Below are 23,811 nucleotides of genomic sequence, written 5' to 3' on the forward strand. Positions count from 1 at the left end.
AGCTTATTATCTTTAAGGAATTACATTCTCAGCTCTTAGTCGCTCAAACAGTTCAATAAAAGAGTCTTCTGTACTTTTATAGGCAGTAAATCCAAGCTTTCTGCTATTTGACATATCACACATTACTTCCAATGGTCTTCCGAGATCAAGATCCGTATGCCATGCGGACGATAATTTGCTAAGGTTTTCCTCTTTTAAATGATATTTTTTTGCAATCTCACTCCAGATTTGAGCATCGTTTTCCAATTCTTTTTCCAGAGGTCTGATCATACCATTAAATCCTTCTGCTTCTATTCCAAACCAGTCAGCTAATCTTTTCCAAAGCCATTTCCATCGAAAAACATCTCCGTTCGTAATATTATAGGCCTGATTTTTTGCAGATTCAGTGGATGAAGCCCATACCAGCTGTTTGGCTAGTACTTGTGCATCTGTCACATCAGAAACTCCATTCCATTGTGCTTCAGATCCCGGCCATATGAACTTTCTTCCCATTTCTTTGCAAATACTTGCATAGATAGCTAATGTAGTTCCCATATTCATCAGATTGCCCACAGCATGTCCAATTACAGTATGAGGCCTGTGAATACTCCAGGTAAACTCATCTCTTTCCGAAGCCTTGTACACTTCATCTTCCTGGGCATAATAGAAATTGGGAAGAGGAAGCCTTGGATGCTCTTCCCGAACAGGTGTTTCAGGTAAGATCCCTTGCTTTGCATAGGCTTCGAAAGGCCCTAGATAATGTTTCAATCCGGTGACTAAAGCTACATGTTTAATCGATTTTTTAGGTGATAATACATTCAGAAGATTTCGGACAAGTAAACTGTTTACACGAATATTTTCTTCTTCTGTATCATTTCGCATCCATGTCGTGAAGTAAATATGAGTAGGAGAGATCCCATCCAATGCTTCCATCAGGTTCCGTTCATCCAAAAGATCTGCTTTTATGCTACGAAGACCGGAAATAGTAGAGTTTGGATTTCTGGATAGCCCATAGGTAGTCCAGCCTTGTGCAATAAGTTCTTCTGTAAGATTGCTTCCTGTAATTCCGGTAGCGCCTACTACCAATGCTACGTTTTCTTTATTTTCCATAAGTATTGTAAATTTTCATTACAAAATTATGGCTGTGAACAGGCTAGTATGCTTGATGTGAATCATGCATTTGGATTGATCTGTATCAAGTATTGTTAAGAAGATTTTTTTTACGGATCCTGCTCACTGTTTCAGGAGCAAGCCCTAGATAGGACGCGATAAGATTATGGGGAACCCTTTTGATCATCTCAGGGTTTTTCTGTGCCAGTTGCAGATATTTTTCCTCAGCAGTATAGCTATTAGAAACAATCAGTCTATGATCTTTTGTTACAAGGCTATTTTGATAAAGAATTCTAAAATAACGATCCATTACTGGAATTTCCAGCATCATTTTTTCATAATCATCTAAAGTAATCATCAGTACCTCAGTTTCTTCAATGGCATCAATATTTAAAACCGATTTTTCCTGATGAATGAAACTATTGAAATCGGAAATCCACCAGCCCTCAAAAGCAAACATATTGATATGTTCATTCCCTTTTTCATCCAAAAAATAAGATTTCAGCAATCCCTTACTTACAAAAGACAGACATTTACAGATCTCTCCTTCCTGCAATAGATATTGCTTTTTTCGAAGTTTTTTTACAGTAAAGAAAGCCTGAACCTGATTTTTCTGTTCATCGGTTATAGCAACTTTATTCTGAATATGGGAAAGAAGTACCTCAAACATTAAAAAAATATTTTATCAAAAATAAGACTTTCAGTATATTATTCTTCAAAATTATAGAGATTGATTCCTATTTCCTCATCTTTTATTTTTACAGCTCTGGTAGTAAGCGGATAAAAAATAAATTCTCCTGCTCCCCGAATTCTGGCGTCTAAAAGATGCCCTGCCAAAGCAGTATAATCTTCTCTTCCTAAAGTAATATGCAAATGGAGTAGAGGTTCTCCGTTTATTATAGAAACATTTCCTGAGATATTGGTTACCTCCATTTGTTCCTTAAATGTTTTATCCACATATTTTTTGGTGGACGGAACAAAGAAACGTAAAGTTGCTTCATCTACTGCTCCAATTCCTGTAACCTCTCCTGATTGAATCTCTTGGCTTCTCACAAAATCTGTAAGCGCTTCAATGATACTTGATTGATTTTTTATACTGACTAGATAAACATGATCTACTTTTTTTGCTGACCAATGGCTTCCTTTTAAATTTTGTGCATCCATACTTATAAAGCTTTATTTTGTTTTTAGATGTTTTTTCTAAGCATTCATCGCTTTCAATAAGCAAATGCAATAATCATGCTTGTCAATTTGTTTGTAATGATTTTGAAACAGGAAAAATATAATGTTAATGGGAAATTTATATTCCTTTTACTTGTAAACTGGTAAAAATTACAGAAATTTGCAGCAAATAAAAATCAATGAAGATCGTAGATATTGAAAGCTGGAACAGAAAGGAGCATTTTAATTTTTTTTCTAACATGGCAAGTCCCTATTTTGGCTTTACAACGGAAGTAGATTGTACAAAGGCCTATGATAAAGCTAAGGAAAATGGATACTCATTTTTTGCCTATTACTTTCATAAATCTATGGTAGCTGTCAATACGGTTGATGAATTGAAGCTTAGAATTATTGACGGACAGGTTGTGCAGTTTGATACAGTACATGCCGGAAGTACCATTGGCAGACCAGACGGAACCTTTGGCTTTTCATTTACCCTTTTCTCTGAGGACTTTGAGACGTTCAATGCGAATCTGCAGGAAGAAATAAAGGGAGTACATGAGACTTCAGGACTTAGAATAAGTAATGACAGACTGGGTAAAGACCACGTAAGACATACCACAATTCCCTGGAACTCGTTCAGTGCAATTCTTCATCCAACAGATTTTAATACCGGAGAATCAATTCCTAAAATTGCTTTCGGTAAATTCAATATCCGTGAGGGTAAAAAATATCTTCCCGTTTCAATTGAAGCTCACCACGGTTTAGCAGATGGAATTCATATTGCAAAATACCTTGAAGAGTTTCAAAGACAACTTGATTTATAGGCTATAGAATTTTGAAAATAAGACTTTAAGCATAATTATTCTTATAAAAAATATAGAAATTTGGGGTATATTTTATTCCCCATTTTTTATTTCTATCACTGCTTTTTCCAGATCATGATAAAGTAGAATTTTCCAATGGTTTTCTCTTGCTTTCTTTTCCCATTCAAGTCGTAATTCCATTGCTTTTCTGCCATCAAAATCACTTTTGTAGGCTAAATGATACTTCAGGTAAGAAGCCTGTGGAAGATCGTCTGCACCATAAAAAACGGTTTCTCCATTTTCTTTGATCCAGAAAACCTGCATAAACGGAGTATGACCACCCACTACTTCATAGAAAATTTCATCAGTAATTTTACCGTTATCATCATTCATCCAGATAATATTGGGCAATTGAATCAGGTTTTCCAATACTTCAAAATCAAAAGACGGATTCCCTTTATTTTCCATGGCAAAATCCAGTTCACGTTTTTGAATATATATTTCTGCATTAGGAAAAGTAGGTTCATAGCCATGATCCGTAAGTCTTACAGCTCCTTCAATATGGTCCTTGTGAAGATGGGAAAGAAGTAGCTTTGTAACCTGCTCCGGACGTATACCTTCTCTTTCAAGAAGCGTTGAGACCACAGAAGTTCCATCCTCATTTTTCCAACCAATGCCGGCGTCCAAAAGAATATAATCGTTTTCTGTGATGATAAGGAAAGGTTGTACAGACATTTTAATTCCGGTAACGGTATCAAAGTTTTCGTCTGTTAAAAGAGTAAAGTCCTTGGTTTTGCTAGCTGAAAAATTACCTTCTTTAAGTGGAATGATCTTCATGCTGCAAATTTCCTCAATATTTCTAACATTCAAAAGCTTTTTCATCAATGCAGACCATTGGAAAAAACAATGAAAAGGTATCTACCAGTTATTCAATCCATTCTCCAATGCTTTCACATAATTTTCTTCATCAAAGGAGTAAAGATCCGGCGACTTATGCGCGCCACCTCTTCTCTGCTCATCAAGCTTCTTTAAAACCCCTAAATTCTTTATTTTTCTATAAAAATTTCCACGGTTGAGTTCCTTACCCAATATCGCTTCGTATAATTTCTGAAGTTCAGAAAGTGTGAATTTTTCAGGTAACAAATTATATCCGATGGGCTTGTATGAGATTTTTTCTCTTAATGTAAGAAGAGCTTTTTCAATAATTTCGCGATGATCCATGGCCAGTTCAATGGTAGGGAGGTCTCTTAAATAAACCCACTCACAAGCTTCACTTACATCATCCATAACAGGACTAATATCCGCAGAATTATACAAGGCATAATAACCTATGGAAATAAAACGTTGCTTCTGAAATAAGGTTTCATCAAAATCCTCAAAATAAAATTCACTTCTATTTTTTTTCCCAAAAACTGCAAATTCCTCCAGAAAAACATTGGTAACACCGGCCCTTGATTTTAAAACCCTCATTACGCCTTCATCCAAATCTTCGTCTTTTCTTATAAAACCTCCGGGAAGAAGCCATTGTTTTCGGTAATTCATTCTTACCAACAAAACTTTTAGTTCATTTTGATCAAAACCGAAAATAACCGGATCGGCTGAAATATGAGGTAGAAAAATTTCTTTTGCTTCAGCAGACTTTTGTAAAATCTGTTCCTTGGAATCCATATAATCCATAAAAATACATGTGTTATTACAAATGTAAAGATAAAATTGGATAATGCTTAAAAAAACTCTTTATTAAAGCCATTTCTAAGAAAAAAACATCTATCTCACCCAAAGGTTAAATCAATCATGATATTATATGTTTTTTATTAAAATGCCTACCTTTGAAGCTGTTAAAAATGTATATCCAAACTGTTAAATTATAGGATATATTTCTGTTCAATAAAAATTTCATCATGCAGGTAAGCTCTACCAACGGTATTTCTCGGGCTGTAGTCTGGTTAATGGCCATCATTTCAGGACTTGTTGTAGCCAACAATTATTATAATCAGCCTTTACTGGCACTTATTTCAGAAGATTTTCATGTTTCTGAAGCCGCAGTAAGCAAAATTTCAGTCCTTACCCAGATAGGATATGCTTTGGGATTGTTATTAATTGTACCGCTTGGAGATAAGTTTTTCCGTAAAAAATTAATCCTGATTGATCTGTTTCTTGTTTTCGGTTCATTACTTTGGATGACGTTCGCCAATCAGCTTTGGATGTTGTATGCTTCCAGTTTATTGATTGGAGCTACTTCTGTAATTCCTCAACTGTTTGTACCTATTGCGGCAGAACTATCTTCTGATAAAGAAAAATCAGCCAATATAGGATTGGTTATGTCCGGACTTTTATTGGGAATTCTTCTTTCGCGTTTCATAGGCGGAATTGTGGGTGAGGTCTGGGGATGGAGAGCGATGTTTGGCATTGCTGCAGGGTTAATGATCTTGGTATGGTTTGCCGTTTATACTATGCTTCCTGAGCTTTCCCCGAATTTTAAAGGGACCTATAAAGAATTAATGCGCTCTGTGGCTCATCTTGCAAGAACACAGCCTATTCTTCAGCTGGCTTCATTCCGTGGGGCAATGGCTTTTGGATCTATGTGTGCCTTATTTACAACTTTGGTTTTTCATATGGAAAAGCCACCTTTTAATGCTGGTTCATCCGTTGTAGGCAGCTTTGGCCTTGCAGGAGCAGTAGGAGCTTTGGCAGCTGCAAAAGTTGGAAATTTGCAAAAATATTTAGATATCAACCGTATCATACTGTATTCCTTACTTATTTTGATAGGGAGCTGGGGATTCACTTATTTTGCGGGAGAAACGTATTGGGGATTAATAATAGGCGTAATCCTTGTTGATCTTGGGGTACAGTCAAGCCACATCATGAACCAGACCAATTATTTTATGATCAAATCCAATGCTGTGAACAGGTTAAACACAGTTTATATGGTTTCTTATTTCATTGGGGGTTCATTGGGAACCTGGCTTGCTTCTTTGGCTTGGCAGAAAGCACAATGGACGGGAGTATGCCTTGTAGGAACCGCTTTCGGAGTGCTGGCACTGATTGCTCATATTCTGTTTTGTAATAAGGTAAACAAGGCTTGATTTTAAAAATAATTATACCTTAATCTTAACTGAAGAATACAACGATTTTATCTGCAATAAAATTGATTGCTGCACTCTATGAATTAATATATCATTCCTTAAAACCTTTCATGCCCTAAGAAATAGAATTATTCTTCAGAAATTTCTTGTTTCTGAATAAGTTTTCTGTGTTTTCCTCCCCAATCACTCAATACACTCCAGATGGGGATCAGCTCTCGTGCAATAGTGGTAAGTTCATAATCTACGCGTGGTGGAACTTCTGCATGTACCGTTCTTTTGACCAAACCTTCTTTCTCCAGTTCCCTCAACTGAAGGGTCAGCATCCTTTCTGTTATCCCCAAAATAGACTTTCTAAGCTCACTGAAACGCAGTTTTCCATCCTTAAGTTTATCCAGAATCAAAAGTTTCCATCGTCCGCCAATCTTACATACGGCATAGGTTAAATCGCATTCGTGGATGTATTGTCTGTTAATATTATTCGTTGAATTTTCTTTTATTTTCCCCATTACTTACAAATTTGTTAGTACCATACAATTCGATGTATACAATGCAAATGTAAGGTTTGAAATTTAATTTTGTACCCGAAAGTAAAAAATATGCAGCAGCAAAAGAACAATAGCGCTAATGTTCTCTGCAAAAAACAATATTAACTTAAATAAAAAAATGAAAATGCAGTTAACACCTAAAATCAACCAAATTTTAAATCACTTAGAAAAAATACAGCCGTTTAATGCTCTGGATTCAATGGATGGTACCCGTAAATATCTTGAAACCATGTCTTTTCAGTTAAGCGGAAAGAAAGAAGCAGTTGCTATGATTGAGGAACTGAATATTACACCGGAAAACCATCAGATTCCAATCCGTATATACCGTCCAAAAGGAAAAACCAATCAGGAAGAGCCTGCCATTATCTATGTTCATGGAGGCTGGTTTATAGCCGGAGGTTATGAAACACATGATGCTGTTGTCCGTAAATTGGCTAATAAAACAAAAGCAACTATTATTTTTGTTGATTATCGTCTTGCCCCTGAACATCCTTTTCCTGCAGGTTTAAATGATTGCATTGATACCGTAAAATGGGTTATCGAAAACTCTGAATCATTAGGAATTGACAAAAATAGAATAGGAATTATTGGTGATAGTGCCGGCGGAGCACTTGCCACAGCTGTTTCCACGCAAATAGGAGAGCAGCTGAAATTTCAGATATTGATTTATCCTGCCGCTGATAATCAGTTCAATACATCATCTTGGGAGACATATGAAAACGGGCCCGTTCTTAATAAACAAGGTGGTATCGAAGCATGGAAATATTATCTTCCCGAACAGGAATTAAATAATTCTCTGGCTATTCCGATTTTGATTAAGGATTTTAAAAATACCCCCCGAACACTGGTACTCCTTGCAGAACATGATCCATTAGTAGATGATGGAAAATCACTTGCTGAAAACATGAAAAATGCAAATATTTCTGTTACAACAAGCTTTTACAAGGATATGGTTCATGGCTTTATGCACATGGGAGAAATATTGGATGAAGTACAGACTGCGATAGATGAAATGGCTGATTTTGCTTCTCAAAATTTTGACCCAGCCAAAGAGTAGTCATCATGAAAAAATATGCATATATCGGATGCCTAGGCTTTGTTGCAGTTATTACAACAGAATTTGGGATTATCGGGATTCTTCCACAGGTTGCGGAGCATTATAAAATTAGTATCGACAAGGCAGGCTATCTTCTCAGTGCGTTTGCCTTGGTCATTGCCCTTACAGGTCCTTTTATGACTTTACTTACGTCTGGAATCAACCGTAAAAATATAATGCTTGCCGCTATTTTTATGTTTCTGATCACCGGAATTGTATCCTCTTTTTCACCTCCATTCTGGCTATTGATGTTGGTAAGGATACTTCCAGCATTCCTACAGCCCGTATATATTGCCACCGCATTGTCCGTTGCAATATCTAAGGCAGACGAAAGTAAGAAAAATGGACTGATGAGCATTGTCTTTAACGGCGTGGCCATTGCAATGGTAACAACAGTTCCTTTCGCGACTTGGATTTCAGGCCTTTGGTCATGGGAATACTCATTTATGATTCAATCCATAGTAAGTTTGGTTGCTTTAATTGCTATTTATTCTTTCCTGCCATCCATGCCGGTTAAGGAAAAGAAATCCTATGGCAGTCAGGTTAGGATATTAACACAATCACCATTTATTCTCAGTACATTAGCCAACTTTTTTATGGTGACCGCTTGGTTCTGTACTTATAGTTATTTTGCAGAATATCTGGGAAAAGGGAAAGGAATGAATACTTCCATGGTAAGCTATATGCTTCTTTTATTTGGAGTAATAGGCATCATAGCTAATTGGATTGCCGGTAAAATGCTTAATAAAAATATAGCCGGAACAATGGCATTCTTTCTGTCCGGAACTATTCTTATTCCTGTATTATTATACGTTTCGGATGGAAGTTCATGGGCAACAATCCTTGTCATAGCGATCTGGGGATTTCTATATTCGCCAAGTTTTTTGAATGCATCATCGTATATGATTTCATCAGCACCCAATGCCTTGGAATTTGCCAACAGTCTGGCTACTTCATTCGGAAACCTTGGAGTAACATTAGGAACAACAGTAGGGGGCTGGATTATCATTACAAAAGGAGTTGAATATACTCCTTGGATAGGTTCTGTTTTCGGGCTTTTAGCATTTTTAATGATGATCATAAGAAATCTGCTTGAAAAAAAGCGAAGTAGAGAACTTTCAGGCTGTCAAATCTAATTGTAATATATTTTGTTACATTAAATAAATGTCGTAACTTTGATTTATTAATTAAAAAAAATGAATCAATGAAAATAGAAATCTGGTCGGATGTAATGTGTCCGTTTTGCTATATTGGAAAGAATAATTTTGAACAGGCATTAGAAAAACTTCCTTTTAAAGATGAAGTAGAAGTAGAGTGGAAGAGTTTTCAGCTTGACCCGACTTTAGACCCCAACAAGACTCAAAATACTATTGAGTATTTCAGAGAGAAAAAAGGAGTTCCCGAGTCTCAGGCTACCCAAATGTTAACTCAGGTAATGCAAATGGGAAAAGGTGCCGGAATAGATTTTGATTTTGAAAAAGCATTAATTACCAATACATTCAGTGCCCACAAATTACTTCATTTAGCTAAAAAATATAATAAGTCAAATGAAATGGAGGAAGCTTTGTTTATTTCTCATTTTATTGATGGCCAAAATGTAGGTGATACAGAGGTTTTGGTTTCTCTTGCTGAAAAACTTGGAATTGATAAGGACGAAGCAAGACAGGCTGTAACTTCGGATCAACTGGATTATGAAGTAAATCAGGATATTCTGGAAGCAAGAAATAACGGTGTCTCAGGGGTTCCTTTCTTTGTATTGAATGGAAAATATGCAGTTTCAGGCGCACAACCTGTAGAGGTTTTTGAAAACGCCCTTCAGCAGACTTATAAGGAAACGGTAAGTCCTTTTAAAGATATTTCTGGCAGCAACGGAGCATCATGTGATGCAGACGGATGCAGTATTTAAAATGAAACCCCCAAGACGATTTACAATTGTTTTGGGGGTTTTAATTTGTTTTTTTAAGTTAACTTGGAAAATTTATTAAGCAGCCTATGTTAAATAGATTTTTCAACGTAAAACTCTCGTATCTTTGTCATACAGTATAAATCTATATTCTTCAATGATAAAAATTAATAATGAACTTCATTATCCGGTTGCAGATACACTTTTTGTTTTCGCACTGGATTCGGAGGCAGGAACGGTGTTTGCCGGAAAAAATAAATTAGTAACAGGGATAGGGAAGGTAAATGCAGCCATTGAACTGACGAAAGAAATTCAGCTTAGAAGACCGAAGCTAATTGTTAATTTGGGTTCGGCGGGAAGTAAGGGTTTTCATAAAGGAGAAGTGATATGCTGTACAAAATTCATCCAAAGAGATATGGATGTAAGAGGTCTTGGTTTTAAAATGTATGAAACCCCGTTATCAGGAGTTCCACCCATCTTGGAATATGGTCTTAAAATGGAAATACTGAAAGAAGGAATTTGCGGAAGCGGTGACAGTTTTGAAATGAACCATTCTGAAACAGATTATAATATTGTAGACATGGAGGCATATCCATTGGCCCTTATAGCCCAAAAGGAAAACATTCCGTTTTTGTGCTTAAAATATATTTCGGACGACGCAGGAAGTGATGCAGCCGATGACTGGAGTGTACAGGTACATCTTGCTTCTGAAGCTTTCCGCAGCCTATTATTTTCATAAAAATATTATTTAAGATGACATCAATTATCATAAACAAAGCTTCTGCTGAAGATATAGATATTGTACAGAAGCTTGGGATTCAAACCTTTTCTGAAACTTTTGCAGAAGATAATTCTGAAGAAGCCATGAAGAAGTATCTGGAAGAAAGCTTTAATACGGAAAAGGTTAAAGCGGAGCTTAACAATCCTGATTCCCTTTTTTATATTGCTTGGGAAGAAGATAATCCCGTGGGTTATCTGAAAGTAAATTCTGGTAAGGCACAAACAGAATTGCAGGATGAAACCAGCCTTGAAATTGAAAGAATCTATGTGAAGAAAAGCCATCATGGTAAAAAAGTAGGCCAGCTACTTTACAATCAGGCATTGGAAACTGCTAAAAAACTACATAAAGTCTATGTATGGCTAGGGGTTTGGGAACAAAATGAAAGAGCCTTGAGTTTTTACAGAAAAAATGGGTTTGTTGAATTTGACCAACATATCTTCGTACTCGGAGATGATAAACAGACAGACATCATGATGAAAAAAATGATAGATTAAGGTATATTTTCTTGCCAATTTTGAATAATAATCTAATAAATCTGCTCAATTAGGCCAATCTGCGAGAGATAAATGATACTACTTTTAAATTATAGAAGATAAAATCCTTGCCCTTTAGCAACATATAAATTGTATAAACAAAAACTATAATCTACAACACCCAAGCTACTTTCTCTTTCAAAAATGAACAGTACAGAATTTTTACAACAAGTCAATCAATACCATCCCCTCTCAAAGGAGTCGATAACAGCCTTGTTAAATATCTGTACTGAAGAAAAGTATCATAAAAATGATCTTCTTCTGGAATCAGGAAGTATGGCAAGATATTATTATTTTATAAAATCCGGTTTAGTAGGGTATTACACGATTGATGAAGAAGGAAATAGTATTTATAAGATTTTCTTTGAAGAAAACAGCTTTGTTGCTTCTACGGCTGCCATCATCAAAAATGAGCCTAGCGATTTCAATATCATTGCTCTTGAGGATTGCTCAGTAATACAATATCCTGTCAAAACGTATCGTGAATTACTCGAAAAGCATCATGATCTTGCTCTTTTTCACATTCATTATTTAGAGAAAAACTGGGTTGTCAAAAAAGAGCCATTGGAAGTTTCCTTAAAATTTGAAAATGCAAAGCAACGTTACTTATTATTGCTTGAGAATCAATCCTTATATAAACGGTTAAAACAACATCACATTGCGTCCTACCTTGGAATAACGCCTACTCAGCTAAGCCGCATCAAGAAAGAAATTAACAGATAAAAGAAAATAAATTAACAAAAGCTTCAACATATGTTGAGGCTTTACTTTTTTTTCCATTGCATCTTTGCCATGTCATAAGGTTGAATGTACCTTATTAAATAGGACTTAAGAATAATAATTTTATGGGACAAAGGTCTTAACTTAAAATAAAACATCTTAAATTTATACTTAACGTACGTTCAAATTATGCTCATTATTAATTAAATATTTTAAAGCATGAAAAAGTTTATCAACATTGTTGTTGTACTGACCACTTTTGTACAATTATCAGCACAAAAAATCATTCATCAGGAAGTTTTCAGTCCTAAAATGAATAAAAAGATCAAAACCATTATTATTACCCCGAATCTTCAACCCAATACAACCTATCCGTCAGTATATATTCTTCATGGCTTCAGTGGGAATCCGGACAGAACCATCAAGCAGGATATTCCGGATTTGGTTCAGAAAGCAGAGGAGTACAAAACTATTTATGTATTGCCCGATGGAAACTTCAGCTCGTGGTATGTGGATAGCCCAATCCTTAAAGACTCACAATATCAAACTTTTATTGGAAAGGAGTTGGTAGATTTTATAGATAAAAATTATCCGGTAAAAGCAGAGAAAAAGTCCCGTGGAATTTTAGGATGGAGTATGGGAGGCTATGGCGCAACTAATATTGGTGTTACTTACAATAAGACATTTGGTATAGTGGGAAGCTCTTGCGGGGCCTTAGATTTTAACTCTTTTGGCGAAGGCTACAATAAATACCTGGTCAATAACGTATTAGGCCCACTAGAGTTCATCAATCCTAACTTCCTTACGGATAACAAAGTAAAACTAATGGCAGGGGCCGGACAAAGCTATATTTTTGACTGTGGCACAGAAGATACACAAATGATAGGAATGAACAGAAATTTTCACAAGAAGCTTACCGAGCTGAAAATCCAGCATCTTTACACAGAATCCTTAGGAATTCATGACGATAAATACTGGAGCAGATCTCTTTCTGAGCAACTTACCCTTTTTGATAAATTTTTTAAACAATAAAATGTAATCCTGTACTACAAAACATACAGGACCCTACCAATACACAGAACTATAACAAGTATGGGTATGTGATGAACAATCCGATGATGTACAATGACCCGGATGGGGAGTTCTGGATGTGGCTGGCTGGGGCTGTAGTAGGAGGATATTTAAATGGTGTGGCCGCGAATGGAGGAAATTGGAATCCGACGAAGTGGAACTGGGAAAAAACATGGAGTGCCGTACTAGGCGGTGCCATAGGAGGAGCTGCCATTTCAGGGGCACTGGGAAATATAGCCATTAAAAGCTTTTTGCCTGGTATTGTCTCAGGAGGATTAAACTCTGCATTTAGTGGAGGAAATTTCCTGGGAGGTATTCTAAATGGAGTGTCCTACTCTGAAAGTTTATTTTATAATAAAGTAACATCATCAAATATCTCTGAACAGCTTAATAGAAGAGCTGAATATGATGAAACTAATTCATTTTACGATATTTTATATTATGATTTTCTATTTAGAAAAGATGGTTCTTCTATATTAAAAGATCAACTTAGCAAAAACTATCAATTAAGTGGATCTCCCGATCTGTCAGACGCTGGGTTAATGAAAATGGTAGATGTTACACCGGAACTTAAAAGATTATATGAATTGGGAGGAAAAAGTGCTAAATTTAACATGGTTAGAGGAATTCCAAGTAGCAGACTTGGAGCTGTAACTTTAGGAGAAACTCGGGGAGTAACAGTAATTTTATCTAGAATGGGTATTTTGAATAATTTTGATTTAGCGTTGACTATTGGTCATGAATTTATAAATGTTTATCATAACGTACGATATAGGAAAGAATGGATGAGTATATATAAAGATACATCTGGAAGAAAATACACAAATATTTCAGAAATAGAAGCACATACATGGAGTAAGCTAATGGGGGATCCTTCTGCTGATGAAAACCTAAAATTTTATAGAGATTATTTATTAAAAACATATCATATGAATTATAAACCTCAAAATGCATACTGATGGAAAAATTTATTTTTGTATTTATATTGTTAACTAATATGGCTCTTGCTCAGGATCTTGAAATTGAGATTCCTTCTAGCAAAATAGTGCTGAGATCAGAAAATAGAAGTAATTTATGTTATAAAATTAAAAATAATTCAACAAAATATTATAAGATTCTTGCGGATTCGACGGGATTTAGTACTGCCGAAAATGAAGTAATTGATGAACCTTATTTAGGATTACTGAACCTTAGAATTTTTGATGGTGAGCAGTTGTTAGCTCCTATATCTGGTTCTCATGCATATGAAAAGAACCCCAAAGAAATTAATCCAACTGATAAAGAATTAATAACATTTAAAGATTTGCATCAATTGAATCCTAAAAATATTTCTGAATTATATATATTTTATAAAATATATTATAGGAGTATATATATACCTCCAAAGAAAAGTACGGTTGTTTGTACTAAAATTAGTCTTCCAATTTATAATTCTGCTGCTGACGATGGATCGTTATTTTATGATATAAAAAGTAAAAGAGAATATGATCTTCAGTTACACTTAAACATTCCTTCAAAGATGCTTAAAAAATATTCTAAAGTTTTCAATCAAGGACCAAAGAAATATAAAATATTTTCAGGAGAAATTATTTCAAATAAGGTCAGTATTACTTTAAAGGATGAATAAATTTAGAAGTAATTGAAAGGCTTTTAATTTTATTTAAGAAAAAATAAGAGTATACCATACATATCATAGTGATATTTAAAAAGCACTTTAAAATGAAAAAAAATATATATTTAATATTATTTTCTCTGTTTATTCTTTTTTCTTGTAAAAAAAAGAATAAAGTACATGGCTTTAGTTTATCTTATAGCAAGAATAATAAAGATATTGTGCTTCATTTTGAAAATAATACTTCCCATAATATTATTTTTCCTGCTCCAAATACACTTGAATTTGGTGATAAAAATTTTAAAGATTTTTCTACTCAAGGAGGAAAAGAGAAAGACTTTCCTATAAATGTATATGCAATAATAGAGAATAATCAATCTTCTAAATTTTATCAAAAAAAATTAGATAGTATTTATAATGCTTTTTTAACTGAAATTGGTAATACTGATTTTATCGGAGATAAAAAACCTGGTGATGGCAATTCTGTATTTTACTTGAAAAAAATGGAAAAGGTGAAAGTAAAGTATAACTTAACCATCAAGCAATCTTCTCCCATACATAAATATTCTTCAAAATTTAAACAAAATTATTATCCTTATGATAAAGTATTGAAAGGAAATTATCCTGAAGCAGAATATTTAAGAAGATTTTCAAAGCTAAATTTTGCAAATGCAAAGTTTGTAGCACAACCTACTATCGAGGATAGTTTATTTTTAAATATCTCACACAACGATGCTAATAAATAGTGATTCCTTACAATTATAAAGATATTTCTAGCTTAATATAGTAGCTCCTACAGCTCATAGTAGGAGCTTTTTCAAAATATCAAAAAAAGGGACAGGTATTTATAACCATTAAATTTAGATTATGAAAAAAATTGTTTTATTACCTTTTTGTCTTTTATTTATTTTTTGCTCGAATCAAATTAAATTGAATAAGGGAAAAGATATTGATATTATATTTCCTTTAAAACATATTGATACCCAATCAACAGAAGCTATAGAGGAAATTATAAAAAACAACACTAATAACACCTATATTATTGATCCTTTGGGGTTTTATGGCGAATCTTTTGTGTTAGAAAATGGAAAAATATTAAATCCTTATTTATATTTTAGAAGTGGATATTATTCTAGAAACGATAGATCTTGCCATGAAGATTTGATTATTTTAAAACCATTTCAAGCAATACATCATTCAATAATCTTCGATAAAAACAATCGAGCTGTTTATAGATATGCTAAATCTAATAAATATGAGCAGATTGTTAAATCTTTTCATAACAGATATAACGCAACAATTTTAGGTTGTGAATCTTATGTCAAAGAGTTGGAATCTAAAGGTTATAAGATTCTGGAAGATAGTATAGTAACTAAAATACCTTTACAACCCTAAAAATTTTTATAATAGTATTGTAAGTACATATTAAATTGAACTCTAATTATGATTTTACATTTCTTCTTTAAAGATTCGATTAAAAATGTAGGGTTGTTAAAGGAAACTATAAAGTAATTTTAAAATAGAGGGGCAGTCCCAAAGACCAGCCTCTTTATTATTATGAATAACCATTTAACATAATCAAAACAAAAGTGGGAAATCCTGCTTTTGTTCTATTAAAGAATGAGCTATCTAAAAATGGGACTGGCAGAATACATGGAGTGTAGTGTTAGGGGGAGCGACTATACGAAAAGCATAAGATTAAAATGATGAGAAATAACTTGCTCTTTCCATTACTATACATTTTTATTACTTTTCTAATTTTACTCATGTCTGTTATTTTATTGCCCATAATCCGTATTTTTTTACGAATGTATGACCCGAACAACATAAAAAAAATAAGTAGTATTTTATTGCAAATTTAACCCAAAGAATAGGTGCTCAATTTGAATTGGAATCAGGTGGTCAGTTTGCTCCGAAATCACTGGTCAATTTGACTGGCTTTTCCAGTAACCACTTAAATGGTCAAAACAAAAGTAGGAATACTCCTACTTTTGTTTATTTATTCCAAAATTTTTATAAAAATATATTATATGAAAAAACAATTACTAAGCTTATGCGTAGTTATAGGAACTATGTCATTCGCCCAATCCACGAAGGGACCAAGATTTGGTATTAAGGCCGGAGGTAACCTTTCAAGTATAACTGGAAGTGATTCCAAGTCAAAATTCGGATTTTATGCAGGAGCATTTGTAAATTTTCCAATTTCTGAGACATTTAGTATTCAGCCAGAGGTTGTCTACAGCCAACAGGGAACAAAGGCAAAAGATAAATATATTTTGGGAGTTATTCCTATAAAGGATATAAAACAAATCCTCAACTATATCAATGTTCCTGTAATGGTTCAGTACAATGCCACTCCTAAATTTTATCTGGAAGCAGGGCCAGAATTTGGAATCCTCGTAAATGCAAAGGCTGAAGAAACTTTTCTCGGTAAATCTTTTAGTAGAGATAATAAATCCTCATTAAATACTTTTAATTTTGGGTTGGGGATTGGTCTTGGATATAAGTTTACTCCTAACATTGGAATTAACGCCCGTTATATTGCTGGCTTAACTGAAATTGTTAAAGATGGAGAGGGAGATTCTTCAAAAAACACTAATTTCCAGCTAGGCATAAACTACTATTTTTAAACAGTAAAAAAGGGAATTAAGCATAAAATCTATTAAATTTGTAAGATGGGATGGAAAGTTCTCTTTACCTATCTATAACTAACTTTATATTTTTCGCTCCTATTATAAACTGTAGGAGCTTTTTTCAAAATATCAAAAAAGGCGACAGGTATTTATATAACCATTAAATTTAAATTATAAAAAAATCCTTTTTAAGATTGTTCTTAAAAAGGATTTATCATTTTGTGATTAACTTAAAGACTACATTCTAAAGATGCTGAAAGTTTTTCCCTAAATGCTCTTCGATTACAAAAAAAGGATCTTCTGTAAGCGTATGGGCTCTCATATCAATAAGACTCACCTTACTCATCATACGAAGCATGATTCTTCTTTCACAAGGATGTTCTATGCCATCAATATTTCTTACTCCTGCACGGAAAGCTGATCTTCCATGAGCACATAAATGATTGTTGACCAGGATAACATCTCCGGCCTGGGGCGTAAAACCTGAATAAATCAAGTGTCTTGCCTCTTCCCAAAACTCTGTTAAATACTGCTGAGCTTCATCAGTTTGTTTTATACTTGAACTGAAAAGCTGTTCTGCAGCATCAAACCTCATAAACGGAAGCTTGTAATTTCCATAAAGTACAGAATCCAGTGTATCTTCTTCATTTTGTTCCGTTTCAAGATTAGCATCTTTCGGGATCTTATAAATACGATCAAAAAGAGGTCTGTAATTTTCTCCAATAGATTCGTGAGAACGGATGGAATAAAGAGTGGAAGGAACCTGCTCTTCATTTCGGACATACATAAAGCTCAGAAAATCGGCCTGATGTTTCAAAAACGCATCCTCAGTATGTACATAAAGATCAGTTGAAGATCCTGATCCAGTTTGCGTTTCCCTCATTTTTTCATCGGGAATAATCGCATGAATTAATCCACCTCCCTGACGTTGAGAATAATATTGCACCGGCTTGGAGGGCAAAGCTCCATGAATAAGAGCACAAGCAAATCCATAAAGGTCAAATTTTGAATAATCGGCAGACTGCCAATTGGGTGGAGTAGATCCTATATTTTCCTGATCTATTTCCATTAATCCCTTAAAGATCAATGCTCCATATTGATTCTTAGAGAAATCGCTGGCAAAATCAGCAGCTATGTTTAGTATTCTCTCGGGTAGAAAATAAGAAGCCAGCTGATGTACGTGCCTAATAAAATCCCGATTTTCATAGTTCCCATATTTTTTCTGAAGATGTATTGCAGCATCTTTTATCATTCTCTGCTCCTGAGATGTGATCTCAATGACTGTAGGAAGCAGTTTTACCTGCGTCAAAGTGTCGTTATCTAAAATTTTTATAGAATTCATTAAAAAAAATTTGGTGTTAAGTAATAATTTTTATCTTTGTTTTTAATTATTCTAAATAACAATAGCGAGTTCAAATTTATGAATAATTACTCAACCACCAAATAAAATATATAAAAAATGTAAAATTTAAAAACTTGACAATCAATTACATATGCATATATGTATAAAAACCAAAACAATTCACGATTTAAAAAAATCACCATACAAATAATTTATGAACAACAATTTAATATCCCTAGGAGAGCTCTCAAGTGTAGCCTCGCCCCACAATTCGGGGAATTTTGGGAATATTTTTCACCCTGACAATTATGATCACTATCGTAATGCTGTCAATAGTACTTTAGACCTTGTACAGGAGTTTCTTGATAGAAACAAAAAGCCATTCAGTGGCATAGAGGCTAAGGAAATGAAAAGAATGGTAGAACAAATCGACCTTAATCAAAAGCTTTCAAACTATAACGAGCTTCTTTCTGAAGTAGATGATATTTATGTAAAACATGCAACAGCATTTCACCTTCCGGAATACGTTGCCCATCTCAATTGTCCAATTGTTATTCCCGCTTTAGCAGGAGAAATTCTGGTAAGTGCTATCAATTCTTCACAGGACACTTATGATCAAAGTGCCGGAGGAACCTTTATGGAAAGAAAACTGATCGACTGGACTGCTGGTGAGATCGGGTACAACACTAATGAAAGTGATGGTGTTTTCACAGCAGGAGGATCACAAAGCAACTTAATGGGATTGGTTATGATGCGTGACTGTTTCTCCCAGAAAAGATATAATCATAATATTAAAATGGATGGCCTGCCTCGGGAAGCAGATCGTTTCAGAATATTTGTTTCAGATAAATCTCACTTCAGTAATCTGAAAAATGCGTCAATAATGGGGCTTGGAGAGAAATCTATTATTAAAGTTCCTACTGATGATGAATTCCGTATGGATATTTCTCTGCTGAAGAAATATATCAAAAGGGAAGAACAAATGGGAAATATTCCTATCGGTATTGTAGCCACAGCCGGAACTACCGACTTTGGAAATGTAGATCCATTGGAAGACATCGCAAATATAGCAGAACATTATAGTACCTGGATGCATGTGGATGCAGCATATGGATGTGCTTTGCTATTAAGTGAAAAATATCGCCATCTATTGAATGGGATTGAAAGAGCAGATTCAGTGACTATTGATTATCACAAGTCATTCTTCCAACCTATCAGCAGCAGCGCTTTTATCGTTAAAAATAAAAAAGAGCTATTAATTCTTAAACACCATGCTGATTATCTGAATCCTAAAGAAATGGATGAGGAGGAAATTCCGGCTCAGATAAACAAATCTATCACACAGAGTACCAGACGATTTGACGCTCTTAAGTTATGGTTTACTTTAAGGATGATGGGTAAGGAACAACTTGCAGAATATACAGACACTGTTATAGATCTTACAAAGGATGCAGCCTCTATGATCACTGAAGATCCTGATTTTGAACTTCTTTCAGAAACTGATCTAAGCGTTCTTGTTTTCCGATATATAAGACCTGAAATCAATGATCTGGATGCCATGAACCAATATATTAAAATGAAGCTTTTCTACAGCGGAGAAATATTGGTGGCAAGTACCAAGGTAAACGGAAATTTCTATCTGAAGTTCACATTCCTTAATCCGATAACCACTACAGAAGATATCCACAAAATCCTCACTAAAATCAAAATGCATGGAAAAGACTTTAGTACAGAAAAGTAGAACCGGAGAAAAAGCCCGGGAAATCACCTACAGGATTCTTCTGAACGGAATGCTGAGGGAGCTTGGAAACGGAAAATTCTATCAGGGAATTCCAAAGTATGATCTTCTTACAGCACAAGCTCTTAAAAAAAGTAATTATACCCTGCACCTTAGGTTTGAAATGAAGAAAAGCGGACTTTTTTTATTCGCTCCCGTTTCTTACCGTTCTGAAAGTGCATTTCACGAATATGATTTTCCTGTTTGGGCTGTAGATCATAACAATAATAAGACGTTTGAAGTTAACATTCAAAAACTTATCGAATTGATTTACAAAGAATTTTCTGATCGATATACTGAAACAGGATTGGAAAATTTTGAGAAAAGGATTCAAAGCAGTTTAAGAAACCTTGAACTCACTACTGAAGCCTGTTTACAACAACAGAATCTTTTAAGTTATTCATTCTTAGAATCTGAACAAATGCTTCCGGCAGGACACAATCTTCACCCTTTCACCAAATCCAGAATGGGATTTTCTGAGGAAGAACAAGTATTGTACGGTCCTGAATTCAAAAATGGATTTCAGTTGGAGTATTTCCTTATTCATAAAGATTGTATTTCCGAAAAATCACTACCGGGGATATCTGCAAAGGAAATATTTGGGAACCTGGCTTCAATACCTGAAAATTACGATTCTAAAACCGCAAATGATTATTATGTAGTTCCTTGCCATCCATGGGAAGCCCAATATCTACAGACGACAAAGGAATATGCAGATCTTCTAGGTTCCGGAAAAGTGATACACCTTGGGCCATCCGGAGAAGAATTCTTTGCAACATCATCTATCAGAACCCTTTATAGTCCTAACTTCAATTGGATGCTAAAATTCTCTCTGCACGTTCTGATGACCGGATCCGTAAGGACCAACAGTCTGAAAGATCTCAAAAGAGGGTATGCTTCTTCTATATGGTGGGAACAGGAAAAAGCATCATTTGAAAAAGCTTTCCCAGGTTTAAAACTACTGTTAGAGCCTTCTTCTTTAAGCGTTGATTATAATGGAGAAAATATCGACAGTTTCAATATCCTGATCCGTGAAAACCCTTTTTCATCTAAAGATAAGGTTCTTCTGTTAGCAAGGCTTTGCCAGGATGAAACTACTGACAGTTCTAATTTTACTACGCATTTCTTTAATGATGTTTCTGCTCATTTAGGAATAGAAACCGAACAAGCCATCATCAATTGGTTTAAGAACTATACCCAACTACTTATTTCTCCTCTCAACAGGTTATTTAATCAATTGGGAATGGCTCCTGAAGTTCATCAGCAAAATCTTCTTATACAACTCAATGATCAACTTCTTCCGGAAACAATCTATGTAAGAGACGGGCAGGGATATCTTTTAAGAGAAAGCTTTAAAGAAAAGTATAAACAATCTATAGAAAATTGCCCTGAAATTGAAACCCTGTTTATAAGAGACGAACGCCTTCTGGATATTGTTTCTCATCATCTTTTGGTAAGCAATTTCAGCGCATTAATTTCGTCCATAGGCAAAACGGGACTCATTGAAGAGCAAAAGCTAATCAATATTCTTTATCAGGAATTTGAACGTGTACATCAATCTGAACCTTCAGATTTCACAAATTATGCTTTGCATCAAAGGTATTGGGCTGTAAAATCAAACCTTCAGTCAGCTGTTCTTGATGTAGATGGTGGTGTGAATGCCTCTACCATTGCTTATGCTAAAGTTCCCAATATTCTTCACAAATATTTCTTTTCAGAACAATTGATCCATCCGAAAGGGAAAGAAGTTTTCTTTAAACGTTATTTTCCGAAAGAAGATGTAACGACAGGAATGCGACCGATAGATCTTGAAAACGATCTTGAAATGCTTCATGAGTGGTTCAACAGAGAACATGCTGTAAAAATATGGCAGATGAACTGGCCAATTGATGAGCTGGAAACCTATTACAGACTGATGCTTCCAAGCGATGAAGCGCACAGTTATATTGTTGAAAGCAACGATGAACCAACCTGTAATATTGAGGTGTACTGGGCATGCAGAGACATTGTAGGAGATTATTATGAAGTATTGCCTACAGATTACGGAACACACCAGTTTATAGCACCTATTGATCCTAAAAAGAAATTTGTATCCCCTTCAACACAATCTATGGTTGACTATGTTTTTGCACAGCCACAGGTTGGGAAAATGGTAGGTGAAGGTTCTGTGGATTCTCTTGCATCTATGATGAATAAAGCTCATGTTGGGTTCAAGGTAGAAAAGGTAATTGAAATGCCTCATAAAAAAGCCAATCTTAATTTCTGCTACAGAGAATGGTATTGGGAAAAGTTTCCGCTGAACAAAGACGTACAAATCACCACAAACATCACAAAAAATGAATAATGAAACCATTTATAATGTAATAGGTATTGGCATAGGTCCCTTTAATCTGGGGCTTGCTGCCTTATCTAATCCAATTCCGGAACTGAAGACTCTTTTTCTTGACCAAAGAGATGGTTTTGACTGGCATCCGGGATTAATGATTGACCATGTAACGCTGCAGACTCCATTTTTATGTGACTGTGTTTCAATGGCTGATCCTACCAATCCATTAAGCTTACTTAATTATTTGAAAGTAACGGGAAGACTTTATAAGTTTTTCATCAGAGAAAACTTCTTCATTCCCAGAAAAGAATACAACCGCTATTGTCAATGGGTGATTGAACAACTTCCACAATGTCGTTTTTCAACCCAGGTAACCGACATTGAATATGAAAACGGCCTTTATTTGGTCACTACTATTCATACCAAGACTAAGGAAAAAACAGTTTTAAAGACGGAAAGATTAGTTTTAGGAACTGGAACACAACCTCATATTCCTTCTTTTATTCCTAAAGATGATTCCCGTATCATTCATACAAGTTCTTATCTGTATAGAAAAGAAGAGCTTTTGTCTAAAGGCCGTAAGATAGCTATTATTGGTTCGGGCCAGAGTGCTGCGGAAGTTTTTTATGATCTTCTCCAAAATAGGGATGAAAACACCGAATTAGGATGGTATTCCCGTCCTGACAGATTTTTCCCTATGGAATATTCTAAACTGACGCTGGAACTAACGTCTCCTGATTATGTAGAATATTTCTATAACAGAAACAAGGAAGCCAGAAAAACCATTCTAAGCAAGCAGCAGAGTCAGTTTAAAGGAATTAATTATGACCTGATTAATGATATTTATGATTTTATCTACGATCTTAATATTGACAATGGAGATCCGATGCTTAAAATCATTCCGAACAGCCAGCTGAATAGGGTAGATAATAGTAATCAGGACACTATTAATCTTGAATTCACACAATTGGAACAGGAAGTTCCTTATGAACAGGAAGCTGATTATATGATCCTTGGGACCGGATATCGTTATCATGAGCCTGCATTCCTTAAAAATATTCAATCTAGAATAAAAAGAGATGCTGACGGGTTATTTGATGTTAACAGAAATTACTCAATAGATCACAACAACGGAGAAATCTATATACTTCATGCAGAAGTACATACGCACAGTTACATTTCTACAGATTTGGGAATGGCTGCCTACCGAAATTCCTACATCATTAATGATATCCTTGGAAGAGAGCATTATAAAATTGAGAGAAAAATAGCTTTCCAGGACTTTGATGTAGAAAAATACGCTGATTTACCCACTGCCAACATTTAATAT

At 34.8% G+C, this 23,811-nt stretch carries 24 protein-coding genes; 17 read left to right on the forward strand and 7 right to left on the reverse strand.

Annotated features, from left to right (window positions below; translation table 11 throughout):
* Positions 1 to 12: 12 nt before the first annotated feature.
* The 3 genes from C1638_RS00350 to C1638_RS00360 form a co-directional block, all read right to left on the reverse strand.
* Complete coding sequence (locus C1638_RS00350; protein WP_109617171.1) at positions 13 to 1,089, reverse strand: SDR family oxidoreductase; 1,077 nt, start codon at positions 1,087 to 1,089, stop codon at positions 13 to 15.
* A gap of 85 nt (positions 1,090 to 1,174) precedes the next feature.
* A complete protein-coding gene (locus C1638_RS00355) occupies positions 1,175 to 1,759 on the reverse strand; it encodes a Crp/Fnr family transcriptional regulator (protein ID WP_109617173.1) in 585 nt (194 codons plus the stop codon).
* A gap of 38 nt (positions 1,760 to 1,797) precedes the next feature.
* The gene (locus C1638_RS00360; RefSeq protein WP_109617175.1) at positions 1,798 to 2,253 is read right to left on the reverse strand and encodes a PPC domain-containing DNA-binding protein; all 456 of its coding nucleotides are present in this window, start codon (positions 2,251 to 2,253) and stop codon (positions 1,798 to 1,800) included.
* A gap of 197 nt (positions 2,254 to 2,450) precedes the next feature.
* Here C1638_RS00360 and C1638_RS00365 point away from each other — a divergent pair, with 197 nt between their 5' ends.
* Complete coding sequence (locus tag C1638_RS00365; RefSeq protein WP_109617177.1) at positions 2,451 to 3,077, forward strand: chloramphenicol acetyltransferase; 627 nt, start codon at positions 2,451 to 2,453, stop codon at positions 3,075 to 3,077.
* Positions 3,078 to 3,149: 72 nt separating this feature from the next.
* Here C1638_RS00365 and C1638_RS00370 read toward each other — a convergent pair whose 3' ends face one another.
* Both C1638_RS00370 and C1638_RS00375 read right to left on the reverse strand, forming a co-directional pair.
* Positions 3,150 to 3,893 carry an MBL fold metallo-hydrolase gene (locus C1638_RS00370; RefSeq protein WP_109618985.1) on the reverse strand — a complete coding sequence of 248 codons (744 nt, stop codon included), beginning with the start codon at positions 3,891 to 3,893 and terminating at the stop codon, positions 3,150 to 3,152.
* A gap of 81 nt (positions 3,894 to 3,974) precedes the next feature.
* A complete protein-coding gene (locus C1638_RS00375; protein WP_317047551.1) occupies positions 3,975 to 4,733 on the reverse strand; it encodes an NUDIX hydrolase in 759 nt (252 codons plus the stop codon).
* Positions 4,734 to 4,957: 224 nt separating this feature from the next.
* Between C1638_RS00375 and C1638_RS00380 the strand changes: the two genes are divergently transcribed.
* Positions 4,958 to 6,142 carry an MFS transporter gene (locus tag C1638_RS00380; RefSeq protein WP_109617179.1) on the forward strand — a complete coding sequence of 395 codons (1,185 nt, stop codon included), beginning with the start codon at positions 4,958 to 4,960 and terminating at the stop codon, positions 6,140 to 6,142.
* A 128-nt stretch (positions 6,143 to 6,270) separates the two neighbouring features.
* On the opposite strand, the gene C1638_RS00385 is transcribed toward C1638_RS00380, so the two are convergent.
* Positions 6,271 to 6,648, reverse strand: coding sequence for a winged helix-turn-helix transcriptional regulator (locus C1638_RS00385; protein ID WP_109617183.1), 378 nt, complete (start codon positions 6,646 to 6,648; stop codon positions 6,271 to 6,273).
* A 157-nt stretch (positions 6,649 to 6,805) separates the two neighbouring features.
* On the opposite strand from C1638_RS00385, the gene C1638_RS00390 reads away from it, so the two are divergent.
* The 12 genes from C1638_RS00390 to C1638_RS00445 all read left to right on the forward strand — a co-directional run bounded on the left by C1638_RS00390 (position 6,806) and on the right by C1638_RS00445 (position 17,033).
* Positions 6,806 to 7,744 carry an alpha/beta hydrolase gene (locus C1638_RS00390; RefSeq protein ID WP_228427955.1) on the forward strand — a complete coding sequence of 313 codons (939 nt, stop codon included), beginning with the start codon at positions 6,806 to 6,808 and terminating at the stop codon, positions 7,742 to 7,744.
* 5 nt (positions 7,745 to 7,749) lie between these two features.
* Entirely contained in the window at positions 7,750 to 8,919 is a 1,170-nt protein-coding gene (locus C1638_RS00395) for an MFS transporter (RefSeq protein ID WP_109617184.1), read from the forward strand.
* 68 nt (positions 8,920 to 8,987) lie between these two features.
* Positions 8,988 to 9,689: a DsbA family oxidoreductase gene (locus tag C1638_RS00400; RefSeq protein ID WP_109617186.1), complete on the forward strand. Its 702-nt coding sequence runs from the start codon at positions 8,988 to 8,990 to the stop codon at positions 9,687 to 9,689.
* A 154-nt stretch (positions 9,690 to 9,843) separates the two neighbouring features.
* Complete coding sequence (locus C1638_RS00405; RefSeq protein WP_109617188.1) at positions 9,844 to 10,425, forward strand: 5'-methylthioadenosine/S-adenosylhomocysteine nucleosidase family protein; 582 nt, start codon at positions 9,844 to 9,846, stop codon at positions 10,423 to 10,425.
* A gap of 14 nt (positions 10,426 to 10,439) precedes the next feature.
* The gene (locus tag C1638_RS00410; RefSeq protein ID WP_109617189.1) at positions 10,440 to 10,961 is read left to right on the forward strand and encodes a GNAT family N-acetyltransferase; all 522 of its coding nucleotides are present in this window, start codon (positions 10,440 to 10,442) and stop codon (positions 10,959 to 10,961) included.
* A 183-nt stretch (positions 10,962 to 11,144) separates the two neighbouring features.
* Positions 11,145 to 11,723 carry a Crp/Fnr family transcriptional regulator gene (locus C1638_RS00415; protein WP_109617192.1) on the forward strand — a complete coding sequence of 193 codons (579 nt, stop codon included), beginning with the start codon at positions 11,145 to 11,147 and terminating at the stop codon, positions 11,721 to 11,723.
* Between the two features lie 216 nt (positions 11,724 to 11,939).
* The gene (locus C1638_RS00420; RefSeq protein WP_109617194.1) at positions 11,940 to 12,752 is read left to right on the forward strand and encodes an alpha/beta hydrolase; all 813 of its coding nucleotides are present in this window, start codon (positions 11,940 to 11,942) and stop codon (positions 12,750 to 12,752) included.
* A gap of 68 nt (positions 12,753 to 12,820) precedes the next feature.
* A complete protein-coding gene (locus C1638_RS00425; protein ID WP_109617196.1) occupies positions 12,821 to 13,750 on the forward strand; it encodes a hypothetical protein in 930 nt (309 codons plus the stop codon).
* Positions 13,750 to 14,418 carry a hypothetical protein gene (locus C1638_RS00430; RefSeq protein WP_123838302.1) on the forward strand — a complete coding sequence of 223 codons (669 nt, stop codon included), beginning with the start codon at positions 13,750 to 13,752 and terminating at the stop codon, positions 14,416 to 14,418. The genes C1638_RS00425 and C1638_RS00430 overlap by 1 nt, the downstream gene beginning before the upstream one ends.
* Before the next feature lie 92 nt (positions 14,419 to 14,510).
* The gene (locus tag C1638_RS00435) at positions 14,511 to 15,149 is read left to right on the forward strand and encodes a hypothetical protein (RefSeq protein WP_109617199.1); all 639 of its coding nucleotides are present in this window, start codon (positions 14,511 to 14,513) and stop codon (positions 15,147 to 15,149) included.
* Positions 15,150 to 15,270: 121 nt separating this feature from the next.
* Entirely contained in the window at positions 15,271 to 15,798 is a 528-nt protein-coding gene (locus C1638_RS00440; RefSeq protein ID WP_109617201.1) for a hypothetical protein, read from the forward strand.
* Between the two features lie 635 nt (positions 15,799 to 16,433).
* Positions 16,434 to 17,033: a porin family protein gene (locus C1638_RS00445; RefSeq protein WP_109617203.1), complete on the forward strand. Its 600-nt coding sequence runs from the start codon at positions 16,434 to 16,436 to the stop codon at positions 17,031 to 17,033.
* Positions 17,034 to 17,280: 247 nt separating this feature from the next.
* Here C1638_RS00445 and C1638_RS00450 read toward each other — a convergent pair whose 3' ends face one another.
* On the reverse strand, positions 17,281 to 18,378 hold the full coding sequence (locus C1638_RS00450; protein ID WP_109617205.1) for a Fe(II)-2OG oxygenase family protein: 1,098 nt from the start codon (positions 18,376 to 18,378) through the stop codon (positions 17,281 to 17,283).
* A gap of 214 nt (positions 18,379 to 18,592) precedes the next feature.
* Here C1638_RS00450 and C1638_RS00455 point away from each other — a divergent pair, with 214 nt between their 5' ends.
* The 3 genes from C1638_RS00455 to C1638_RS00465 are packed head-to-tail and all read left to right on the forward strand — an operon-like array spanning position 18,593 to position 23,808.
* A complete protein-coding gene (locus tag C1638_RS00455) occupies positions 18,593 to 20,119 on the forward strand; it encodes a pyridoxal phosphate-dependent decarboxylase family protein (protein ID WP_109617207.1) in 1,527 nt (508 codons plus the stop codon).
* Positions 20,091 to 22,499 (forward strand): GNAT family N-acetyltransferase, encoded by a 2,409-nt coding sequence (locus tag C1638_RS00460; protein WP_109617209.1) that lies wholly within the window; start codon positions 20,091 to 20,093, stop codon positions 22,497 to 22,499. The genes C1638_RS00455 and C1638_RS00460 overlap by 29 nt, the downstream gene beginning before the upstream one ends.
* Positions 22,492 to 23,808 carry a lysine N(6)-hydroxylase/L-ornithine N(5)-oxygenase family protein gene (locus C1638_RS00465; protein ID WP_109617211.1) on the forward strand — a complete coding sequence of 439 codons (1,317 nt, stop codon included), beginning with the start codon at positions 22,492 to 22,494 and terminating at the stop codon, positions 23,806 to 23,808. Before C1638_RS00460 ends, C1638_RS00465 begins: the two co-directional genes overlap by 8 nt.
* Positions 23,809 to 23,811: the final 3 nt, after the last annotated feature.

This window comes from Chryseobacterium oncorhynchi (assembly GCF_002899895.1).
GTDB classification, from domain to species: domain Bacteria; phylum Bacteroidota; class Bacteroidia; order Flavobacteriales; family Weeksellaceae; genus Chryseobacterium; species Chryseobacterium oncorhynchi.